Origin of the sequence: Streptomyces sp. NPDC047515 (assembly GCF_040643055.1) — a bacterium.
GTDB lineage: Bacteria > Actinomycetota > Actinomycetes > Streptomycetales > Streptomycetaceae > Streptomyces.
This window is the reverse complement of sequence record NZ_JBEYTM010000005.1, coordinates 238,775-255,155: the sequence shown is the minus strand read 5'-3', so window position 1 is coordinate 255,155 and position 16,381 is coordinate 238,775. Positions and strand designations below refer to the sequence as shown.

General features: G+C 70.5%; 14 protein-coding genes. 10 read left to right on the top strand and 4 right to left on the bottom strand.

Annotation, left to right across the window (positions count from 1 at the left end; genetic code table 11):
* Positions 1-132 precede the first annotated feature (132 nt).
* The 3 genes from ABZ826_RS06545 (at position 133) to ABZ826_RS06535 (ending at position 4,736) form a co-directional block, all read left to right on the top strand.
* The gene (locus ABZ826_RS06545) at positions 133-348 is read left to right on the top strand and encodes a hypothetical protein (RefSeq protein WP_361443122.1); all 216 of its coding nucleotides are present in this window, start codon (positions 133-135) and stop codon (positions 346-348) included.
* 522 nt (positions 349-870) lie between these two features.
* Positions 871-2,388: a hypothetical protein gene (locus tag ABZ826_RS06540; RefSeq protein WP_361443119.1), complete on the top strand. Its 1,518-nt coding sequence runs from the start codon at positions 871-873 to the stop codon at positions 2,386-2,388.
* Positions 2,385-4,736, top strand: coding sequence for a glycosyltransferase (locus tag ABZ826_RS06535; RefSeq protein ID WP_361443116.1), 2,352 nt, complete (start codon positions 2,385-2,387; stop codon positions 4,734-4,736). Before ABZ826_RS06540 ends, ABZ826_RS06535 begins: the two co-directional genes overlap by 4 nt.
* 124 nt (positions 4,737-4,860) lie before the next feature.
* On the opposite strand, the gene ABZ826_RS06530 is transcribed toward ABZ826_RS06535, so the two are convergent.
* Both ABZ826_RS06530 and ABZ826_RS06525 read right to left on the bottom strand, forming a co-directional pair.
* Positions 4,861-6,240 carry a polysialyltransferase family glycosyltransferase gene (locus tag ABZ826_RS06530; RefSeq protein WP_361443113.1) on the bottom strand — a complete coding sequence of 460 codons (1,380 nt, stop codon included), beginning with the start codon at positions 6,238-6,240 and terminating at the stop codon, positions 4,861-4,863.
* Complete coding sequence (locus tag ABZ826_RS06525) at positions 6,237-7,226, bottom strand: glycosyltransferase family 2 protein (RefSeq protein WP_361443110.1); 990 nt, start codon at positions 7,224-7,226, stop codon at positions 6,237-6,239. Before ABZ826_RS06525 ends, ABZ826_RS06530 begins: the two co-directional genes overlap by 4 nt.
* Positions 7,227-7,435: 209 nt before the next feature.
* Here ABZ826_RS06525 and ABZ826_RS06520 point away from each other — a divergent pair, with 209 nt between their 5' ends.
* The 5 genes from ABZ826_RS06520 (at position 7,436) to ABZ826_RS06500 (ending at position 13,079) form a co-directional block, all read left to right on the top strand.
* A complete protein-coding gene (locus ABZ826_RS06520) occupies positions 7,436-8,785 on the top strand; it encodes a DUF6716 putative glycosyltransferase (RefSeq protein WP_361443107.1) in 1,350 nt (449 codons plus the stop codon).
* Between the two features lie 20 nt (positions 8,786-8,805).
* Positions 8,806-10,026, top strand: coding sequence for an acylneuraminate cytidylyltransferase (locus ABZ826_RS06515; RefSeq protein WP_361443104.1), 1,221 nt, complete (start codon positions 8,806-8,808; stop codon positions 10,024-10,026).
* A 63-nt stretch (positions 10,027-10,089) separates the two neighbouring features.
* Positions 10,090-11,025: an N-acetylneuraminate synthase family protein gene (locus ABZ826_RS06510; RefSeq protein ID WP_361443101.1), complete on the top strand. Its 936-nt coding sequence runs from the start codon at positions 10,090-10,092 to the stop codon at positions 11,023-11,025.
* 11 nt (positions 11,026-11,036) lie between these two features.
* The gene (locus ABZ826_RS06505) at positions 11,037-12,092 is read left to right on the top strand and encodes a hypothetical protein (RefSeq protein WP_361443098.1); all 1,056 of its coding nucleotides are present in this window, start codon (positions 11,037-11,039) and stop codon (positions 12,090-12,092) included.
* A 519-nt stretch (positions 12,093-12,611) separates the two neighbouring features.
* A complete protein-coding gene (locus ABZ826_RS06500) occupies positions 12,612-13,079 on the top strand; it encodes a hypothetical protein (RefSeq protein ID WP_361443095.1) in 468 nt (155 codons plus the stop codon).
* A gap of 280 nt (positions 13,080-13,359) precedes the next feature.
* On the opposite strand, the gene ABZ826_RS06495 is transcribed toward ABZ826_RS06500, so the two are convergent.
* Together ABZ826_RS06495 and ABZ826_RS06490 are read right to left on the bottom strand one after the other, a co-directional pair.
* Complete coding sequence (locus ABZ826_RS06495; RefSeq protein WP_361443092.1) at positions 13,360-13,734, bottom strand: type II toxin-antitoxin system VapC family toxin; 375 nt, start codon at positions 13,732-13,734, stop codon at positions 13,360-13,362.
* Positions 13,734-13,976 (bottom strand): type II toxin-antitoxin system prevent-host-death family antitoxin, encoded by a 243-nt coding sequence (locus ABZ826_RS06490; protein WP_361443089.1) that lies wholly within the window; start codon positions 13,974-13,976, stop codon positions 13,734-13,736. Before ABZ826_RS06490 ends, ABZ826_RS06495 begins: the two co-directional genes overlap by 1 nt.
* A gap of 247 nt (positions 13,977-14,223) precedes the next feature.
* Here ABZ826_RS06490 and ABZ826_RS06485 point away from each other — a divergent pair, with 247 nt between their 5' ends.
* Positions 14,224-14,835, top strand: a complete 612-nt coding sequence (locus ABZ826_RS06485) for a hypothetical protein (RefSeq protein ID WP_361443086.1) — start codon at positions 14,224-14,226, stop codon at positions 14,833-14,835.
* Between the two features lie 200 nt (positions 14,836-15,035).
* Positions 15,036-16,262 (top strand): amidohydrolase, encoded by a 1,227-nt coding sequence (locus tag ABZ826_RS06480; protein WP_361443171.1) that lies wholly within the window; start codon positions 15,036-15,038, stop codon positions 16,260-16,262.
* Positions 16,263-16,381: the final 119 nt, after the last annotated feature.

Here is a 16,381-nt window from a genome sequence, read left to right as displayed (position 1 = left end):
GACTCCAGAACCCTGAAGCCAGAATGATCAAGAGATCGCAGAGTGGCTCACTTTTCATCCGCCGCCCGTGGTATCCATTTCACCCGTTGCCGACACACGCATCAGCCGAACATCAGGCTCGGGATTATCCCCATGGGGGTCCACTTCACTTCCGGAGCCTTGAATACGTTCACAGTCTATGACGACACCTTGGCGACGGCTGAGCTGGACCTAGGCGCAATCGTGTTTCGCGACAGTCGAGACGTAAAGGATCTGATCCGGCGCTTCACCGACTACGAGGATTATGCGCTTTTCGGTGAGCAGGCCAGGGGGTACCTGGAAGCCTGGGCCGAAGACTGCCGCAGGTGATCTTCATTCAACAACGCGAATAACTTGCCGTATTGCTCCGTAACTCGGGGATCATCTTTCCTGCTACGAGCTACGGGAGGCACGACGGCATGGCAAAAGGATCGCAGCAGGAAGCACCGTGGAAGCCTGGCACGGCCGTATTCGACAGCACCAGTCACCTGGTCGGCGTCATCCAGGACCAGCGCGGGCCCATACTCACCCTGGTTCGCCAGCCGGTGCCGAGATCTTCACCCGCTACGACGAACGCTTCGAGGACGCCCGTGGCTGATCGTCGCGGGCATCGAGGGACGGTACGGGTGCGCTGAAAGGGCTCGTACCAGCGGGGTCGGTGTGCAGTTTCCCGTTCCGACAGGGCGAGTTCATCCGGTGTCCGTACAGCTTTCCTAGCGTGTCGTGGAACCGAACACGCGCGCCGAGCATCCGCCCCGCTCCGACGGGGCGGGGCACACCGCGGGCGCGCTGCGGTGACCGCACACCCGGATACGCCCCCTCCCCCCACGGGCACCAGACGCTTGGAGCGCCATGAGAGAAGCCCGCACCCGTTGGCCACGGCAGCGTGACGCGGCCCCGCCCGAGGGCGTCACGTCGCAGTTCGCCACCGTCGCCCCGACCGACCTGGACGTGTGTCTGCGTGCCTGCGCCGCACACAGCGCCAAGCTGGTGGCGGGACTCGACCGGCGGCGCACGGCGCTCGCGGAGGCACTGCGGCACCTGCTGGCCGTGCACGCCGCGGCACAGTCCACGCAGCCCGCGCCCGCCACGTCCCCGATCTCGCTGATCCGGCGCCCCGGGAAGACCGGGACGGGCGCCGCCGCGGCCCTCGTGGACGAGCTGCTCGACCCGCTGCTCACGGTCGGCAACAAGGCGCTGGACTGCGGCTACGAGGACGAGCTCAGGCTCGCGGTCCTCATCGGGGACACCGTGCTGACCCAGCGCAGGCGTTCGCGGGCCGGCTGGCGGCTGCGGGCCCGGACGCTGGAGGCGATGGGCGCGGAGGCCGCCGCCATCGCGGCGTACGAGCGCTACCTCGAACTCACCGACGACGACGGCTTCGGCGTCGCGGCCAAGGTCGTCGGCCTGCGGCTGGGCGAGGACCGCCGGCACGAGCTGCTGCGCGGGCTGGAGCGCGACTGCCCCGAGGCCGCGGCGTTCGCCGTCCGGCCCGTCACCGAGTCCTGGGCCGAGGGCCTCGCGCTCCAGGCGAGCGGCGACTGGGACGGGGCGCGGTCCCGGCTGATCGGCGCCCTGCTCGCGCAGGAGCAGGGCGGCGCCCCGGTGACCGAGCTCCAGGACGCCACGTCCCAGTACCTCGACCTGGCCATGGAGGCGGCCGGGACGGACCCGGACGCCGTGGCCGGACTCGCCGGACTCGTCGCGCTCTACGCCGAGCAGCGCAGAAGCCGCATGCGGGGCCCGGTCGAGGACCCCACCTTCGGCGGCGTCCAGTGGACCACGGTCGGCGAGTTCCGTAACCGGATAGCCGGCAAGTCGATCTGCCTCATAGCCAACTCCCAGCGTGTCGGCGGCAGTTCGATGGGTGCCGAGATCGACGGCTACGACTTGGTCGTCCGCTTCAACTCGTACCGGATCGACCCGGCGGCGACCGGACGGCGCACCGACATCCACGCCACCATCCACAAGCACGGCTTCAACTGGGACCAGAAGGTGCACACCCGGGTGGTCTTCGGCGGGGTCTCCGGCGACTGGAAGTACTCCCTGCGCAACCGCCTCGTCCCGGGCGCCCAGCAGTACCTGGGCGACGAGTCGCTGCGCTGGCCGCTGCGGGACATCGGGCGCGTCGGCGCCGACGTCTGGCCCGCCATCCCCACCACCGGTTTCAACATGCTGTGGCTCCTCGACCACCTCGACGTCAGCAGCCGGATCGACCTGATCGGCTTCGACTTCTACGAGAGCGGCGCCTACCGGCTGCCCGGTGCGATGCGGATGCCCATCACGTCCGTGCACGAGTACACCAGCGAGAAGGCCTGGGTCATGGAACACGCCCAGAGCGTCACCGACATGAGGATCCGACTGCGATGACGACGCCCGCCACGACCCTTCCCGACACGGCGCTCCACGCGTCGCCCGCCCCCGCGAACGCCCTCACCGGCAAGCGCCGGGTCGCCTTCGCGAGCTTCGTCGACGAGAACTACCTGCCCGGGTTCCTCGCCCTGCTGCGCAGCCTCGCACTCTCCAACCCGAACGTCTGCGAGGACTTCCTCGTCCTGCACGACGGACTGCGCCCCGCCTCCGTCGCGCAGATCCGGGCGCTGCACCCGCGCGTGGACTTCCGCCGGGTCGACGCCGCACACTACGACTCGTACGCCAAGGGCGATCAGGACAACTACCTGGTGCGCAAGGCCTACTTCATCCTCGACATCTTCCGGGTGCGCGACTACGACACCGTCATCACCCTGGACACCGACATGGTGGTCCTCGGTGATCTCGGTGAGCTGCTGAAGCTGCGCGACGGACTGGCCGCGGTGCCGCAGTTCTTCTACGGGCAGCACAAGCTCAACAGCGGACTGCTGGTCATCCAGCGCGAGTATCTGAGCGACACGTTCTGCGCGAAGATCGACGAGGTCGGACGGGCCGGTACGTACGAGCTCGACAAGCACGACCAGGGCATCCTCAACGCCGTGCTCGACGGTGACTTCGTGCAGCTCGACGCCCGCTACAACTTCGTCAAGCGACGGCTCTCCGGCGACCTGCCGGTCCCCGACTCGACCGCGATCCTGCACTTCACCGGGCGGCACAAGCCCTGGCAGGGAGGCGAGTCCGGGTATCGCGAGGCCGAGGACCGCTGGCACGAATTCGAGCTGTCCGACGCCGAGTTCCACGCCGCGTACCTGGCGCTGCCCGGCGCCAAGCACCACGACCTGCTGGTCCACTACGGCACCCCGCACGTGCGGCGCACCGGCTCACCGGAGGCCGCCCGCAAGGTCGCCGCCGCCCACATCGCGGCCGGTGAGTACCAGGAGGCGGCCGACCTGCTGGGCGGGGTACGGATACCCGTCGACGAGGCCTGGCCGCACGAGGTGCTCGGCCACGCCCTGATGAGCGTCTCGCGCTACGAGGAGGCCCGGGTCCGGCTCCTGCTCGCCACCGCGGCACCCAACCGGGCCGCGACCGCCTTCGGGCGCCTCGCCCAGATCGCCTGGATCCACGGTGACGACAACGCGGCGGCCGACTACGCCCTGAAGGGCCTCGGCGTCGACCCGACGCACCGCGCGAACCGGCTGATGCACCTGCGGGCCACGGACGCGCCCGCACCCGTGGAGGGCCCCGCCTCCGGTCAACTCGCCCATGTCGCCTTCTACATGGACCGGCAGGGCAACGCCGGCGACAAGCTGCTGCCCGAGAGCGTACGGCTGGCCTTCGGCCCGGACACCGGCCCGCAGCGCTGGCACTCGATCCACGCCCACCGGCTCTTCGACGAGGCCGCGCTGGAGCGGGTCAACGAGCGCCGCGGACTGGTCATCGGCGGCGGCGGCCTCTTCATCCCGGACACCGCGCCCAACGGCAACAGCGGCTGGCAGTGGAACGTCCCGGACGAGCTGCTCGACCGGATCGACGTACCCGTCATGGTGTACGCGGTCGGCTTCAACGCCTTCGACGGCCAGGCCTACGGCCACGGCCGGGACCGGTTCCTCTCCTCGCTGCGCAAGCTGGTGGAGCGCGCCTCGTTCTTCGGGCTGCGCAACCACGGCTCCATCGCGAAGGTCCGGGAGCTGCTGCCCGCCTCGCTCCACGACAAGGTGCGCTTCCAGCCCTGCCCGACGACGGTGACCAGACAACTGGTGGACGGCTGGACGGACCCGGAGCGGCGCGAGGACACCGTGCTGGTCAACGCCGCGTACGACCGGTCCGGGCTCCGCTTCGGCCATGACTACGGGCACTTCCTGGGCGAGATGGCCACCGCGGTGCGGGCGCTCGGCGAGCGGGCCGAGGTGAAGTGCGTCGCCCACTCGCTGGACGACGAGCGGATCGCCTTCGACCTGCGGCGCGAGCACGGGATCGCGCTGCCGGTGATCCCGATGTACGACTTCGACAACGACGCGATCCGGGACACCTACGCCCGTACGAAGCTGGTCATCGGGATGCGCGGGCACGCGGGCATGATCCCGTTCGGCTGCGGCACGCCGATCATCAGCCTGATCTCGCACCCGAAGATGGCGTACTTCCTCGCCGACATCGAGCGCCCGGAGTGGGGGATCTCGGTCCACGACCGGCACCTCGGGGCCCGGCTCGCCGAGCGTGCGGCCGGACTGCTGGACGACCACGCCGCGACCGTCGCCGATGTGCACGGCCGGCAGCAGGAGCTGTGGAAGGTCACCGAGGCGAACGCGGCCGATCTGCGGGTGATCCGGGGCGGCGTGCGCGACTGACGTCAGGACGCGGGGAAGCCCGAGGGCGCCGGACGGGATCGGCACGAACCCGCCCGGCGCCCGGGGCCGGCCAGGGTCTCTCGCTCGGATCACGCCCGGCTCGCGTGCCCCGGGCGCCTGGCGCCTACTGCCGCACCACGCGCCGCCGCACCGACCGTGCCACCCTGCGCACCACCGCGTTGCGCGGCAGGAACGCGAGCTGCGCCGGTACCGCCCCCGGCAGCGCCAGCGACGTGAGCCGCTTGCGCTTGAAGTACCGCCAGGTCGTCGCGTCCAGGTGCGCGGACAGATACCGTTCGGCGGCCGGGCGCAGCCCCGGGTGGATCTTCGGCTGCATCGCGAACCCGACGGCGGTGACCAGCCCGGTCAGATCCGTCAGGTCGGCCGGGTCGGCCGCGGCCCCCGCCCGCTCGACGGCCGCCCGGTCCGTCACCTCCGGCACCAGCGCGTCGACGAGCGTGACCGGGACGCGGTTGCTGTTCTCGTACGGGGCGAGCCGGTCCAGCAGCATCCCGGTGCCGACCCGGGCCACCGGCAGTCCGTAGAACGCCGACGCGGTGAGCAGCGCGGTCGAGAAGCAGCCGACGACCAGCGCGGGCCGCATCCGCTGATAGAGCACCTCGGCGAGGACCGGGGCGGTGAGCACCCCCGCGTCCAGCACCGTCAGCTCGGCGCCGAGTTTCTCGGCCTCCGCGCCCATCGCGCGCGACCACTGCGCCGGGGCCGTGGGGTGCGGTTTGAAGACGAGGCGGGTGTGGCCGAGGGCCACCGCGCCGCGCATCATCCGCAGATGCAGGTCCTCCTCCTCGGCCGCGCTGATCAGGCCGAGCGCGGAGAGGTACTGGCCGAGCAGCAGGGCGGGGGCCTCCACGGACGGCACACCGTCCTGCACCCCGGGCGCGTCCGCGAGCTCACCGAGCACCTTGAGGAACGCCTCGGTCGGCACGATCTGCGGCCGCACCCCGAACTCCGTGAGCAGCAACGGCTTCAGGTCGGGCACCAGGTCGAGATGGAGCAGCCGGCGCACCCGCGTACCGACCAGGGGGTCGATCTTGTTGCGGGTGGGGCCGTAGCTCATCAGCCCGTCCGCGTAGACGTCGACCGGTGCGCCGGTGAAGATCTGGGCGACGGCCATCGCGGGGTTGACCTGGATCGACTCGACCGCCAGCTCGATGTTGTCGTCGCCCAGCCCCCAGGCCAGGCGCAGATGCCGCTCCCACAGGGGTACGTCGTCGGGGCGCGGCGCCCAGCCGCCGGGGTGGAAGGGCGCGATCGTCGTGTTCCACGACACGACGTCGTCGAAACGGCCGCGCAGCGCGTCGAACCCGGGCATCGCGTCGACGGCGGGCGTCGTCTCCGGAACGGCCGCGTTGTTCGAGACGAGCAGGATGCGGCGGTCCGCCGCCGGGAAGCAGCCGGCGTCGAGGGCGGCGGCGAGCGTGGCGGTGCCGTAGAGGGTGGACGCGAAGAAGATCTGTGTGGTGCGGGACCGGGCGCCGTTCACGCTGCCGCCACCTCCTTGGCACCCGCGGCGGCCGGACGGCGCCGCAGCCGGCGCAGCAGCGAGGCGCGCTGCACGTCCATCGAGTCGAGGGCCTCGTCGAGCACCCGCTGCGGCATTCGCCGCAGCGCGGCTCCACTCATCGACTTCAGTGTGCGGGCCACCGAGGGTTCGAACCTTTCGATCGAGCTCATGTGGTGAGAAATGATCGCGCAATAGGTACGGACCGCTTTCGGCAGCAGTGCCTGTGCGTCGCGGTCCTCGGCCGTTTCCCGAATGACCTGGTCGAATGAGCGAATGAAATCGAGCTGGCGTACGTCGCCGATCTGGGTGAGCGAAGAGGCGACCCCGCGCCGGTAAAAGATTCCGAGAAGTCCGAGCACCGCAAAAGAATCGGCCTCGCGGTGCAGCCGCCAGATCCACGGACGGTCCTCCGCGGTGCGCAGACCGTCCGTGAAATGCAGCAGTCCGCGGTCCAGGAGACGCCGGTGGTACAGCCCGGCCCAGGCGTACGGATAGTCGACCGAGGTGGTCCGCTCGGCGGGCAGGATCGCGTCCCGCGGGTCCAGGACCTCGCCGCGCCTGCCGTGCGGGACGCGGTGCACCGTACGGTTGCGGCCTTCGACCTGAACATGGTCGGTACGGACGAAATCGCAGCCCAGCGCCTGCGTCCGGGCCAGGATGTCGGCGTAGTACCCGGGCGCCAGCCAGTCGTCGCCGTCGAGGAAGGTGAGGTACTCGCCGCGCGCCGCGTCCAGGCCGGTGTTGCGGGCGGTGGCCAGTCCGCCGTTCTGCTCATGTCTGCGTACGACCACCCCCGGAATCTCGTCCTCGGCGCGGCGCAGTATGTCCGCGGTCCCGTCGGTCGAACAGTCGTCGACGAGGATGAATTCGAAGTCCTCGCGGGCGTTGGCCCGCAGGCTTCTCAAGGTGTCGGGGGCGTATGTCTGCACGTTGTAGAACGGCACGATGACCGAGAGCTTAACCACCCGTCTCACGCTAGGCGGGAGCCCGTCATTTACCTCGGCCCCAGGAGGGACACCGGGTGAACGGCGAATGTCGAAATGATGAACCTGGCTGTTTCGTGGGCGATTGCGTCCTCTTTGTGAAGGTGATTCGCCAAGCGTCGGCGGGCTGTTAACCAGCTGTTGCCGTCACGTTGGGCCGCGAATCGAAATGGCTTCCTAAGTTCTGGGACGTGCCCCCACGTACCGATAAGACGACCGCCCTCCGGGTAGCCGTGCTCGCCGACTCCGACACCCGGTGGAAATGGGGCGCGCTCACCGCGCGCCGTCTCACCACCGGTGGGTCCGGGAGGTCGGCGCAGCGCGTCGAGATCACCGGGCTCCTGCTGCGCGGCCGGGCCACCCCGACCCCGCGCCAGCTCGCCGAGGTCGGCGACGTCGGAATCGGCGCCGAGCGGGTGCGTGAGGTGACGGCCGTCGAGTTCCTGCACACCGTGCGGGACGAGGGATACGACCTCGTCGTCCTCGCCCTCGTCGGCGGAGCCGTCCAGGCGATGCTGCACGGCCTCGCCGCGCTGCGGCTGCCCGCCAGGCCCGTCGTCGTCACCGGCTATGTCGGCGTCGTCTACGAGAAGCTCGCCGACGGACTGCTGCTGCGGCACGGCGCGGACGTCGTCCTCGCCAACTCCCGCCACGACGCGGAGCGCTTCCGCGCGGTGTACGAGGGAGTGGGCGCCGACGCCTCGGCCGTCACGGAGGCCGCACTGCCGTTCCTCGGCGGCGAGCCGTACCGCCCGCGGGAGGGCCGCGACACGGTCGTCTTCGCCGCCCAGCCCTCCGTACCGGCCTCCCGGGCCGACCGCACGTATCTGCTGCGCAGGCTCGTCGAGCACGCCAGGCTGCACCCGGACCGCGAGGTGCTGCTGAAGCTGCGCTCCAAGCCCGGCGAGCACACCACACACATCGAGGAACTCCCGTACCAGCGGCTCGCGGAGAAGCTGCCCGGCGGACTGCCGCCCAACCTCCGCCTGGTGTACGGGCACATGGGCGAGGTCCTGGACCGCACCGATCTGCTGGTCACGGTCTCCTCGACCGCCGCGCTGGAGGCCCTGCACCGGCGCATCCCGACCGCGGTCCTCACCGACCTCGGCGTCCGCGAGGCACTCGGCAACCACCACTTCATCGGCTCCGGCCTGCTCACCTCCTGGGACCACCTGGACGGCGGCCACGGCCCGGAGCCCGACGCCGCATGGCTGGCCGGCCAGGGCGTCGCCGCCGACGGCACGTACGCCACGGCCTACGACCACGCCCGCGCCCGCGTCGACGCCCTGCTCGCCGTCGGCCGGCTGCCCGACCTCGCCCCGTACTACACGCCCGCCACCGCGCCCGGCTACCTGCCCGGCATCCTCGCCCGCCACCACCTGGCGCCCGACGGCCACCCGCTGCCCGGCACCGACCGGCCGCGCGAGACCGGCGGGATGCGCGGCGCGGTCCGCGACGCGGTACGGGAAGCGGCGCGCGGCGCGTACCGGCAGGGCGTCCAGCGGGTCGCCCCGGTGATCCGACGGATGGGCGAGCTGTGAACACCACTTCAGGAGCAGAGATGACCCCGACCCCGACCGTGCTCGCCGTGATCCCCGCCCGCGGCGGATCCAAGGGCGTACCGGCCAAGAACCTCGCCCAGGTCGGCGGCGTGCCGCTGGTCGCCCGCGCCGTCCGCGCCTGCCTGGCCTCCCGCGAGGTCACGGACGTCGTCGTGACGACGGACGACGCGGCCATCGCCGACGCGGCCCGCGCCGCGGGCGACACGCTGGGCGCCCCGGAGCGGGTGCACATCGTGCAGCGCCCCGCGGCCATCGCCGGGGACAGGTCGAGCAGCGAGGACGCGGTGCTGCACGCCCTGGACGCGTACGAGGCGATGCGCGAGCGCACGGCCGACGTGGTGCTGCTGGTCCAGTGCACCAGCCCCTTCGTCGTACGGGAGGACATCGACGGTGTCGCCGCGGCGGTCGCCCACGACGGCGCCGACACGGCGGTCACGGTCGCCCCCTTCCACGGCTTCCTCTGGCGCGACGGCAGCGCGCTCGAAGAGGACAACCACGGCGTCAACCACGACAAGTCCGTCCGGCAGATGCGCCAGGACCGCCCGGAGGACCTGCTGGAGACCGGCACCGCGTACGCCATGAACGCCGCGGGCTTCCGTACCCACCGCCACCGCTTCTTCGGCCACACCGCCCTGGTGCGCACCGACGCGGCGCGGGTCCTGGAGATCGACGACCCGCACGACCTGGCCCGTGCCCGCGCCCTCGCCCCGCTCCTGGACCCCGCACCGCTGCCCACCCTCGACGACATCGACGCGGTCGTCCTCGACTTCGACGGCACGCAGACCGACGACCGGGTTCTCATCGACGCCGACGGACACGAGATCGTCGCCGTCCACCGCGGCGACGGCCTGGGCATCGCGGCCCTGCGCAAGGCCGGACTGCCGCTGCTGATCCTCTCCACGGAACAGAACCCGGTCGTCGCCGCCCGCGCCCACAAGCTCCGCATCCCGGTCCTGCACGGCATCGACCGCAAGGACCTGGCACTCAAGCGGTGGTGCGACGAACAGTCCGTCGCTCCGGAACGTGTCCTCTACGTGGGCAACGACGTCAACGACCTGCCGTGCTTCGCACTCGCCGGCTGGCCGGTCGCGGTCGCGAGCGCCCATGACTCGGTACGGGCCGCGGCACGCGCCGTGACGACCACCCCCGGCGGCTTCGGCGCCATCCGCGAGATCGCGGCCTGGCTGCTGGGCCCCACCCTCACGAAGTCCCCCGAGTAACCCCAAGTCTCCCAAGCCCCCCCAAGTCCCCCGAGCACCTCCGCCAAGTAAGGAACGCACCTCATGAACACCTCCCGTCTGCGCACCCTCGGCACTCGTACCGCCGGCCCGGGGCAGCCCGTCTACGTCACCGGCGAGATCGGCATCAACCACAACGGCGACCTCGACAACGCCCTCGCGCTGATCGACGTGGCCGCCGAGGCCGGCTGCGACGCCGTCAAGTTCCAGAAGCGCACCCCGGAGATCTGCACCCCGCGCGACCAGTGGGACATCGAGCGCGACACCCCCTGGGGCCGGATGACGTACATCGACTACCGTCACCGCGTCGAGTTCGGCGAGGCCGAGTACCAGGCCATCTCCGAGCACTGCGCCAAGCGCGGCATCGACTGGTTCGCCTCCCCGTGGGACACCGAGGCCGTCGCCTTCCTGGAGAAGTTCGACGTCCCCGCGCACAAGGTGGCCTCGGCCTCCCTCACCGACGACGAGCTGCTGCGCGCCCTGCGCGCCACCGGCCGCACCATCATCCTCTCCACCGGCATGTCGACCCCGCGCCAGATCCGCCACGCGGTCGAGGTCCTCGGCTCGGACAACATCCTTCTCTGCCACGCCACTTCGACGTACCCGGCCAAGGCCGAGGAGCTGAACCTGCGGGTCATCAACACCCTCCAGCAGGAGTACCCCAACGTCCCGATCGGCTACAGCGGCCACGAGACCGGCCTCCAGACGACCCTCGCCGCCGTCGCCCTCGGCGCCGCGTTCGTCGAGCGCCACATCACCCTGGACCGCGCCATGTGGGGCTCCGACCAGGCCGCCTCCGTCGAGCCGCAGGGCCTCACCCGCCTCGTCCGCGACATCCGCACCATCGAGGCCTCGCTCGGCGACGGCGTCAAGAAGGTGTACGAGTCCGAGCTCGGCCCGATGAAGAAGCTCCGCCGCGTCGCGGGCGTCGTCGCCGAGAGCGCCGAGGCGGCCCCGGCCGCCGAGCCGGTCGCGGTCTGACGGGCCGACCGGTGAACCTCGCCTTCGTCGAGAGCCCGGTCCAGCTCCTGAACGTCCTGGAGTGGGCCTACGCAGAGGGAGGCGACGACCACGTCCTTGCGGACATCACGGTCGTCGTCCTCCCCCCGGTCGACCCGATGTCGCGCGGTCAGCTGCGCCGGATGGCGGAGCTGGCCCGCGACGAGGGCGTCAACGTCCGCTGGCAGGAGGCGCGCGGCGGGGCCGGCGCGCCCCTGAAGACCCTGCGTTCCCTGGCCGGACTGCTGCGCAGGGCGGAGCGCATCGTGATCGGCGACCCGTTCTCCCGCTACGTCCAGCTCCTGCTCACCATGGTGCGCGCCCGGCGTCTCACCGTGGTCGACGACGGCACGGCGACCATGGAGTTCGTTGCCCAACTGGCGCGCGGCGAACGCCTGGTGCGCTGGCACCGCAAGGGCAGTTCGGGCCCGCGCGAACTGGTCCTGGCCCCGGTCACGGCCCGCGCCCGCAGTCGCTTCACCCCGTCCGCCACGCGTACGGTCGAGGTCTTCACGGCGATGCCGGTCGAGGCTCCGCCCGGCGTCACCGTCACCCCCAACACCTTCGCCTGGACCCGCGCCCGCTTCGGCCCGCCGCTGCTCACCAAGGGCGCGGACCTGGTCGGCACCTCGCTCGTCGAGACGGGCGTGGTCGACCAGGCCCAGTATCTGGAGGCCGTCGCGGCCCTGGCCCGCACCCATGGGGCCACCCGCTACTTCGCCCACCGCCGTGAGTCCACCGACAAGCTCCACGCCCTGGAGGCCGCCACCGGCCTGGAGATCGTCCGCCCCGACCTCCCCCTGGAACTCGTCGCCCGCCGCGGCCCCATCGGCCGCACGGTCCTGAGCTTCCCTTCCACGGTCGTCCACACCCTGCCGCTGGCCCTGGTCGGCACGGACGTCAAGGTCGCGGTCTGCGACATCGCCCCGGAATGGCTCCGCGACACGGCGTCCCCGCGAGCCCAGGGCTTCCTGAGCGGCGTCACGGAAACCGCCCGCGACGTCCAGCGCCTGGCCCCCTGGCGGGCCACGGCGGTGACGGAGGCGTAGCCCCGCCCACCGGACCACGACCGGGGCGCCCCCTGCCCCGGTCGCCCCTGCTCCGCTGCGCGACGAGGTGGTCGGGCACCGGCCCGCCGGTGGGCGAGACTTCTCCGGAAGAAGTCATGGCCACCCTCCGCACCGAGGACGACACGAGAGAAGCTCGGCCCGGCCTTTCCACGCCGGGCCGGAGGGGGCGCGTGTGCCACTCGCTCTTGGAGACCGCTCGGCCGTCACCGGACTGGGTGCACGTCCGGTCCAAGGACCTGGGTATCGAAGCGGACGGCTCCTGCGGTTCCGTTTTCTACGACGACAGCGTCGTGCGCACCACTGACGGATGGCGGATCAGTCGTCGCACGGTGTCGCCACGCAGCATTCCCTTGGGCGGGATGACAAAGCCCGGATGACCGGGCGCACGCCTCGCCTGTTCCTCCCGAAAAAGCCGAAGCACTCGCGGAACCCGGAAAACCCGTAGGTTCCATTGCTCACCACTCGCGCCGAATCAGCACGAGGAAACCGGTCGCGGGAGTGGCGCCCGCGGCGGGGCCGAGTCGACGGCGGCCGGGCAGCCACGAGATCGTCCGCTCGATCACCCACCTGTGGGTTCGACCCCATGGCTGCGACAACGTCGGCGGGCGACGTTACACTGCGCTTTTACGCGAGGGGTCATCCATGATTATTGTTGTCATTATTTCTGTCATTCTCGTCGTGGGCAGCATTGCCTATATCGTCCATCTCTTCAAGCGAGACCATGAAATCCGGTCGCACGGGCGGGATATTCGCGCCCTGGTGGAGGATGTTCGTTACATCAGCTCGAATGATGGCGGGAGCGTCAACATAAAATACCGGCTCTCATGGAATGAGGACGGTGTGACCAGGAGCGTGGAAGGCGATGACACCATTTCTTCCTTCTACTCGTCGAAGGTGCAGAAAGGTTGCGAGGTCGATATCAAGTACTTGGACGACGACCACATCTTGTTCGTTTTTGACAAGTAGAGGGTGAATGGGTGGGCGCCGGGGGAGACGGCGGACGGATGGAAGGTGAACCCGTCGGCGTGGCGCACCCGTCCGTGACGTACGACGCTTGGCTCCGTGTCTGGCTGCCCGGTCGACCGAGGCGTTGAGGGATGCCGTGCGCGTGGCGGTGAGCCGTGGGGTGCGGCTTCGTGGGCCTGAGGAGCCGCGCTGCCTGCCGTACGGTCCCGAGTTTCCCCTCCGCGGTCGTCCACACCCTGCCCCTCGCCTGGCCGGCGCCGAGGCGAAGGGCGCAGAGCCGTCAGACGGACATGACCTGCACGTCGTAGGAGGGGATCCACTTGTCGCGGGTCAGGATGGTCATCCCCTCGGTCTGGGCCTGTGCGATCAGTATCCGGTCGAATGGATCGCGGTGATGTGCGGGCAGTCTGCCCGCCCGCACGACGTGTCCCGCGGTGATCGGAAGCGGGGTGAACTGGCTGTCCCGTACCCGTTCGGCCAGGTCCTCGGGACCTTCGAGCTTTCCGAGGGACTGCTTGATCGCGATCTCCCACGGGGTGACCGCACTGACGAAGACCGAGGGCTCCGTGTCCAGCAGGTGCTTGATCTCGTCGGTGAGCTCTGCGGAGTCGTCGAGCCACCACAGGACGACGTGTGTGTCGAGCAGCATTTTCATCAGCGCATCCCGAAGGCGTCGGCCAGGTCGTCCGGCAGGTCGTCGAAGTCTTCCCTGATACGGATCTGCCCCTGGAGCGAGCCGCGCCCGGTCCGTTTCACCCGGGCGCGGAGCGGCACGACCTTGGCCACCGGATCTCCCGCTTTGGAGATCACTACTTCCTCGCCTGTGGCCACCTGCTCCAGGATGCGCGAGAGGTGGGTCTTGGCCTCATGGACGTTGTACTGACGAGCTGCTTCCACGGCTGCCTCGCAGGGACGGATCGGCGGGTGGACTAACCACTGGACTAAATTTACTCCGTGATCCCGAGGCATGCGCCGATGGCGGCTGGCTCCTGCCTGTCGGGGAGTGGCGGTCGATGCCGATGCCGGTACGCAAGCCTCAGCGGGGCGTCATGGATCACTCTGACCTGTAAGTGGCGTACGTCCAGGGTTTGTTGGGGGAAGGCCCCGATAGCGGGCAGGGTCGGCCGGGCGTGAGCATCAACGCATGACAACGATGCGGATGGCGACGGAGCGGCAGGGTGGGACGGCCGGCACGGCCCTCCTCGCGGGACCCGCCCTGATGGCGGGGTACGGAGTGGTGCGGCTGACCGGGCGGGCGGTCGGTGACTACGGGCCCGGGGTGTGGTGGACGGCGGCGCATCTGCTGTTCCTGGCCGGGGTGCTCGCGTTCGTGCCGGTGTTCCTGGGGCTGTGGAGACTCGCGGGGGAGCGCGGGGGCAAGCGGGTCGCCGTCGGGGCAGCCGCCTGGGCCGGGCTGCTCGGGACGGCGGCGGTGGCCGTCCAGGCGGTGATCGACCTGGGGGTGGGGTTCGTCGCGGCGGACGAGCAGGCCATGAGCGACCTGTTCGGGCGGGTGCAGGACATACCCGGGGTGATGCCGTTGGTCTACACGGTGGTGCCGATGCTGTTCTGGTTCGGGCTGTTGGGCCTCGTCACCCTGCTCGCGTTCTTCCGCCGGGACCTGGTCCGGGCGTGGGCTCCCATGGCCGTGCTGGCGGGGACCGTGCTGATGGCCATGAGCCTGGATCTGCTGCCGGCCGGAGCCCTGTGCATCGGGCTGGCGCTGTTTCCGGTGCGCCGGGGACTGCCCGGCTGACGGAGCCCCACCGGGACGTCGTGCGGGTGATGACCGGCCGGGGGCGACCGGCCGGGGAGCGAAATGGGTGAGTTTACCCACCCCGCCATCACCTCACACGCTACGACGCAGTCATTTATTCGTCTATGTGGCTGAACTTTTCTTGTTTCATGGTCAGTTGACGGGGGAACGGGCTTACGCTTCACCAGGTGAACCAGTTGATGTCCCGTGATTCCGATGCCCAGCTGCCCGGGGACGAGGCGCTGCCCGGCGCCCTGCCCGAGTCCTTGCGTGCCGAACTGATCGCCTTCCGGCGCGACCTGCACATGCACCCCGAGCTGGGCAACCAGGAGTTCCGTACCACCGCGGCCATCAAGGCCCGGCTGGAGAAGGCGGGGCTGGAACCACGGGTACTGGACACCGGGACCGGACTCCTGTGCGACGTGGGCGGCCGGGAGGGCGACACACGGCCCATGCTCGCCCTGCGCGCGGACATCGACGCCCTGCCCATCCCGGACACCAAGGCGGGCGTTCCGTACCGCTCCACCGTCCCCGACCGGGCGCACGCCTGCGGGCACGACATCCACACCACCGCGGTCCTCGGTGCCGGGCTCGTGCTCGCCGGGCTCCACCGGCAGGGGCTGCTGCCGAACCCGGTGCGGCTGATCTTCCAGCCGGCCGAGGAGGTGCTTCCCGGCGGTGCGCCCGACGCGATCGCGTCCGGGGTGCTGGAGGGCGTCGGGCGGATCATCGGAGTGCACTGCGACCCGAAGGTGGACGTGGGCCGGATCGGGCTGCGGGTCGGGGCGATCACCTCGGCCTGCGACCGGCTGGAGGTCAGCCTCGACGGTCCCGGCGGGCACACCGCCCGGCCGCATCTGACCACCGACCTGGTCACCGCCGCCGCCAAGGTCGCCACCGAGGTGCCCGCGCTGCTGGCCCGCCGGGTCGACGCCCGTGCCGGGCTCGCCGTCACCTGGGGCCGGCTGGAGGCCGGGCACGCCTGCAACGTGATCCCGCAGCACGCCGAACTCTCCGGCACCGTGCGCTGCCTGGACCTGGCGGCCTGGCGCGAGGCGCCGGACCTCGTGCACGCGGCGATCGACGAGGTGGCCGGAATGCACGGGGCCAAGACGGTGATCGATTACGTCCAGGGCGTCCCGCCCGTCGTGAACGACGCCGCCGTGATCGATCTGCTCGCCGGGGCGATGACCGCGCGCCGCGGATCGTATGCGATCGAGGACACCGAACAGAGCCTCGGCGGCGAGGACTTCTCCTGGTACCTGGAACACGTCCCGGGGGCCATGGCCCGGCTCGGGGTCCGTACGCCCGGCGACCCCGCCCGTCTCGACCTGCATCGTGGCGATTTCGACGCGGACGAGGAGGCGATCACGGTTGCGGTGGAGCTCTTCACTGCCTGCGCGTTGCTTGACGGCAACCATCCGTGACCGGACAGGTCACCCCCGGTTCGCGACGATCCGATAACGGCTTCCGTACGGGGCTTTATCTGACATCTACGCGCGTTACGATCGCCGCGAAACCAGCGCCGGAAGAGGCGCTTCGGTCA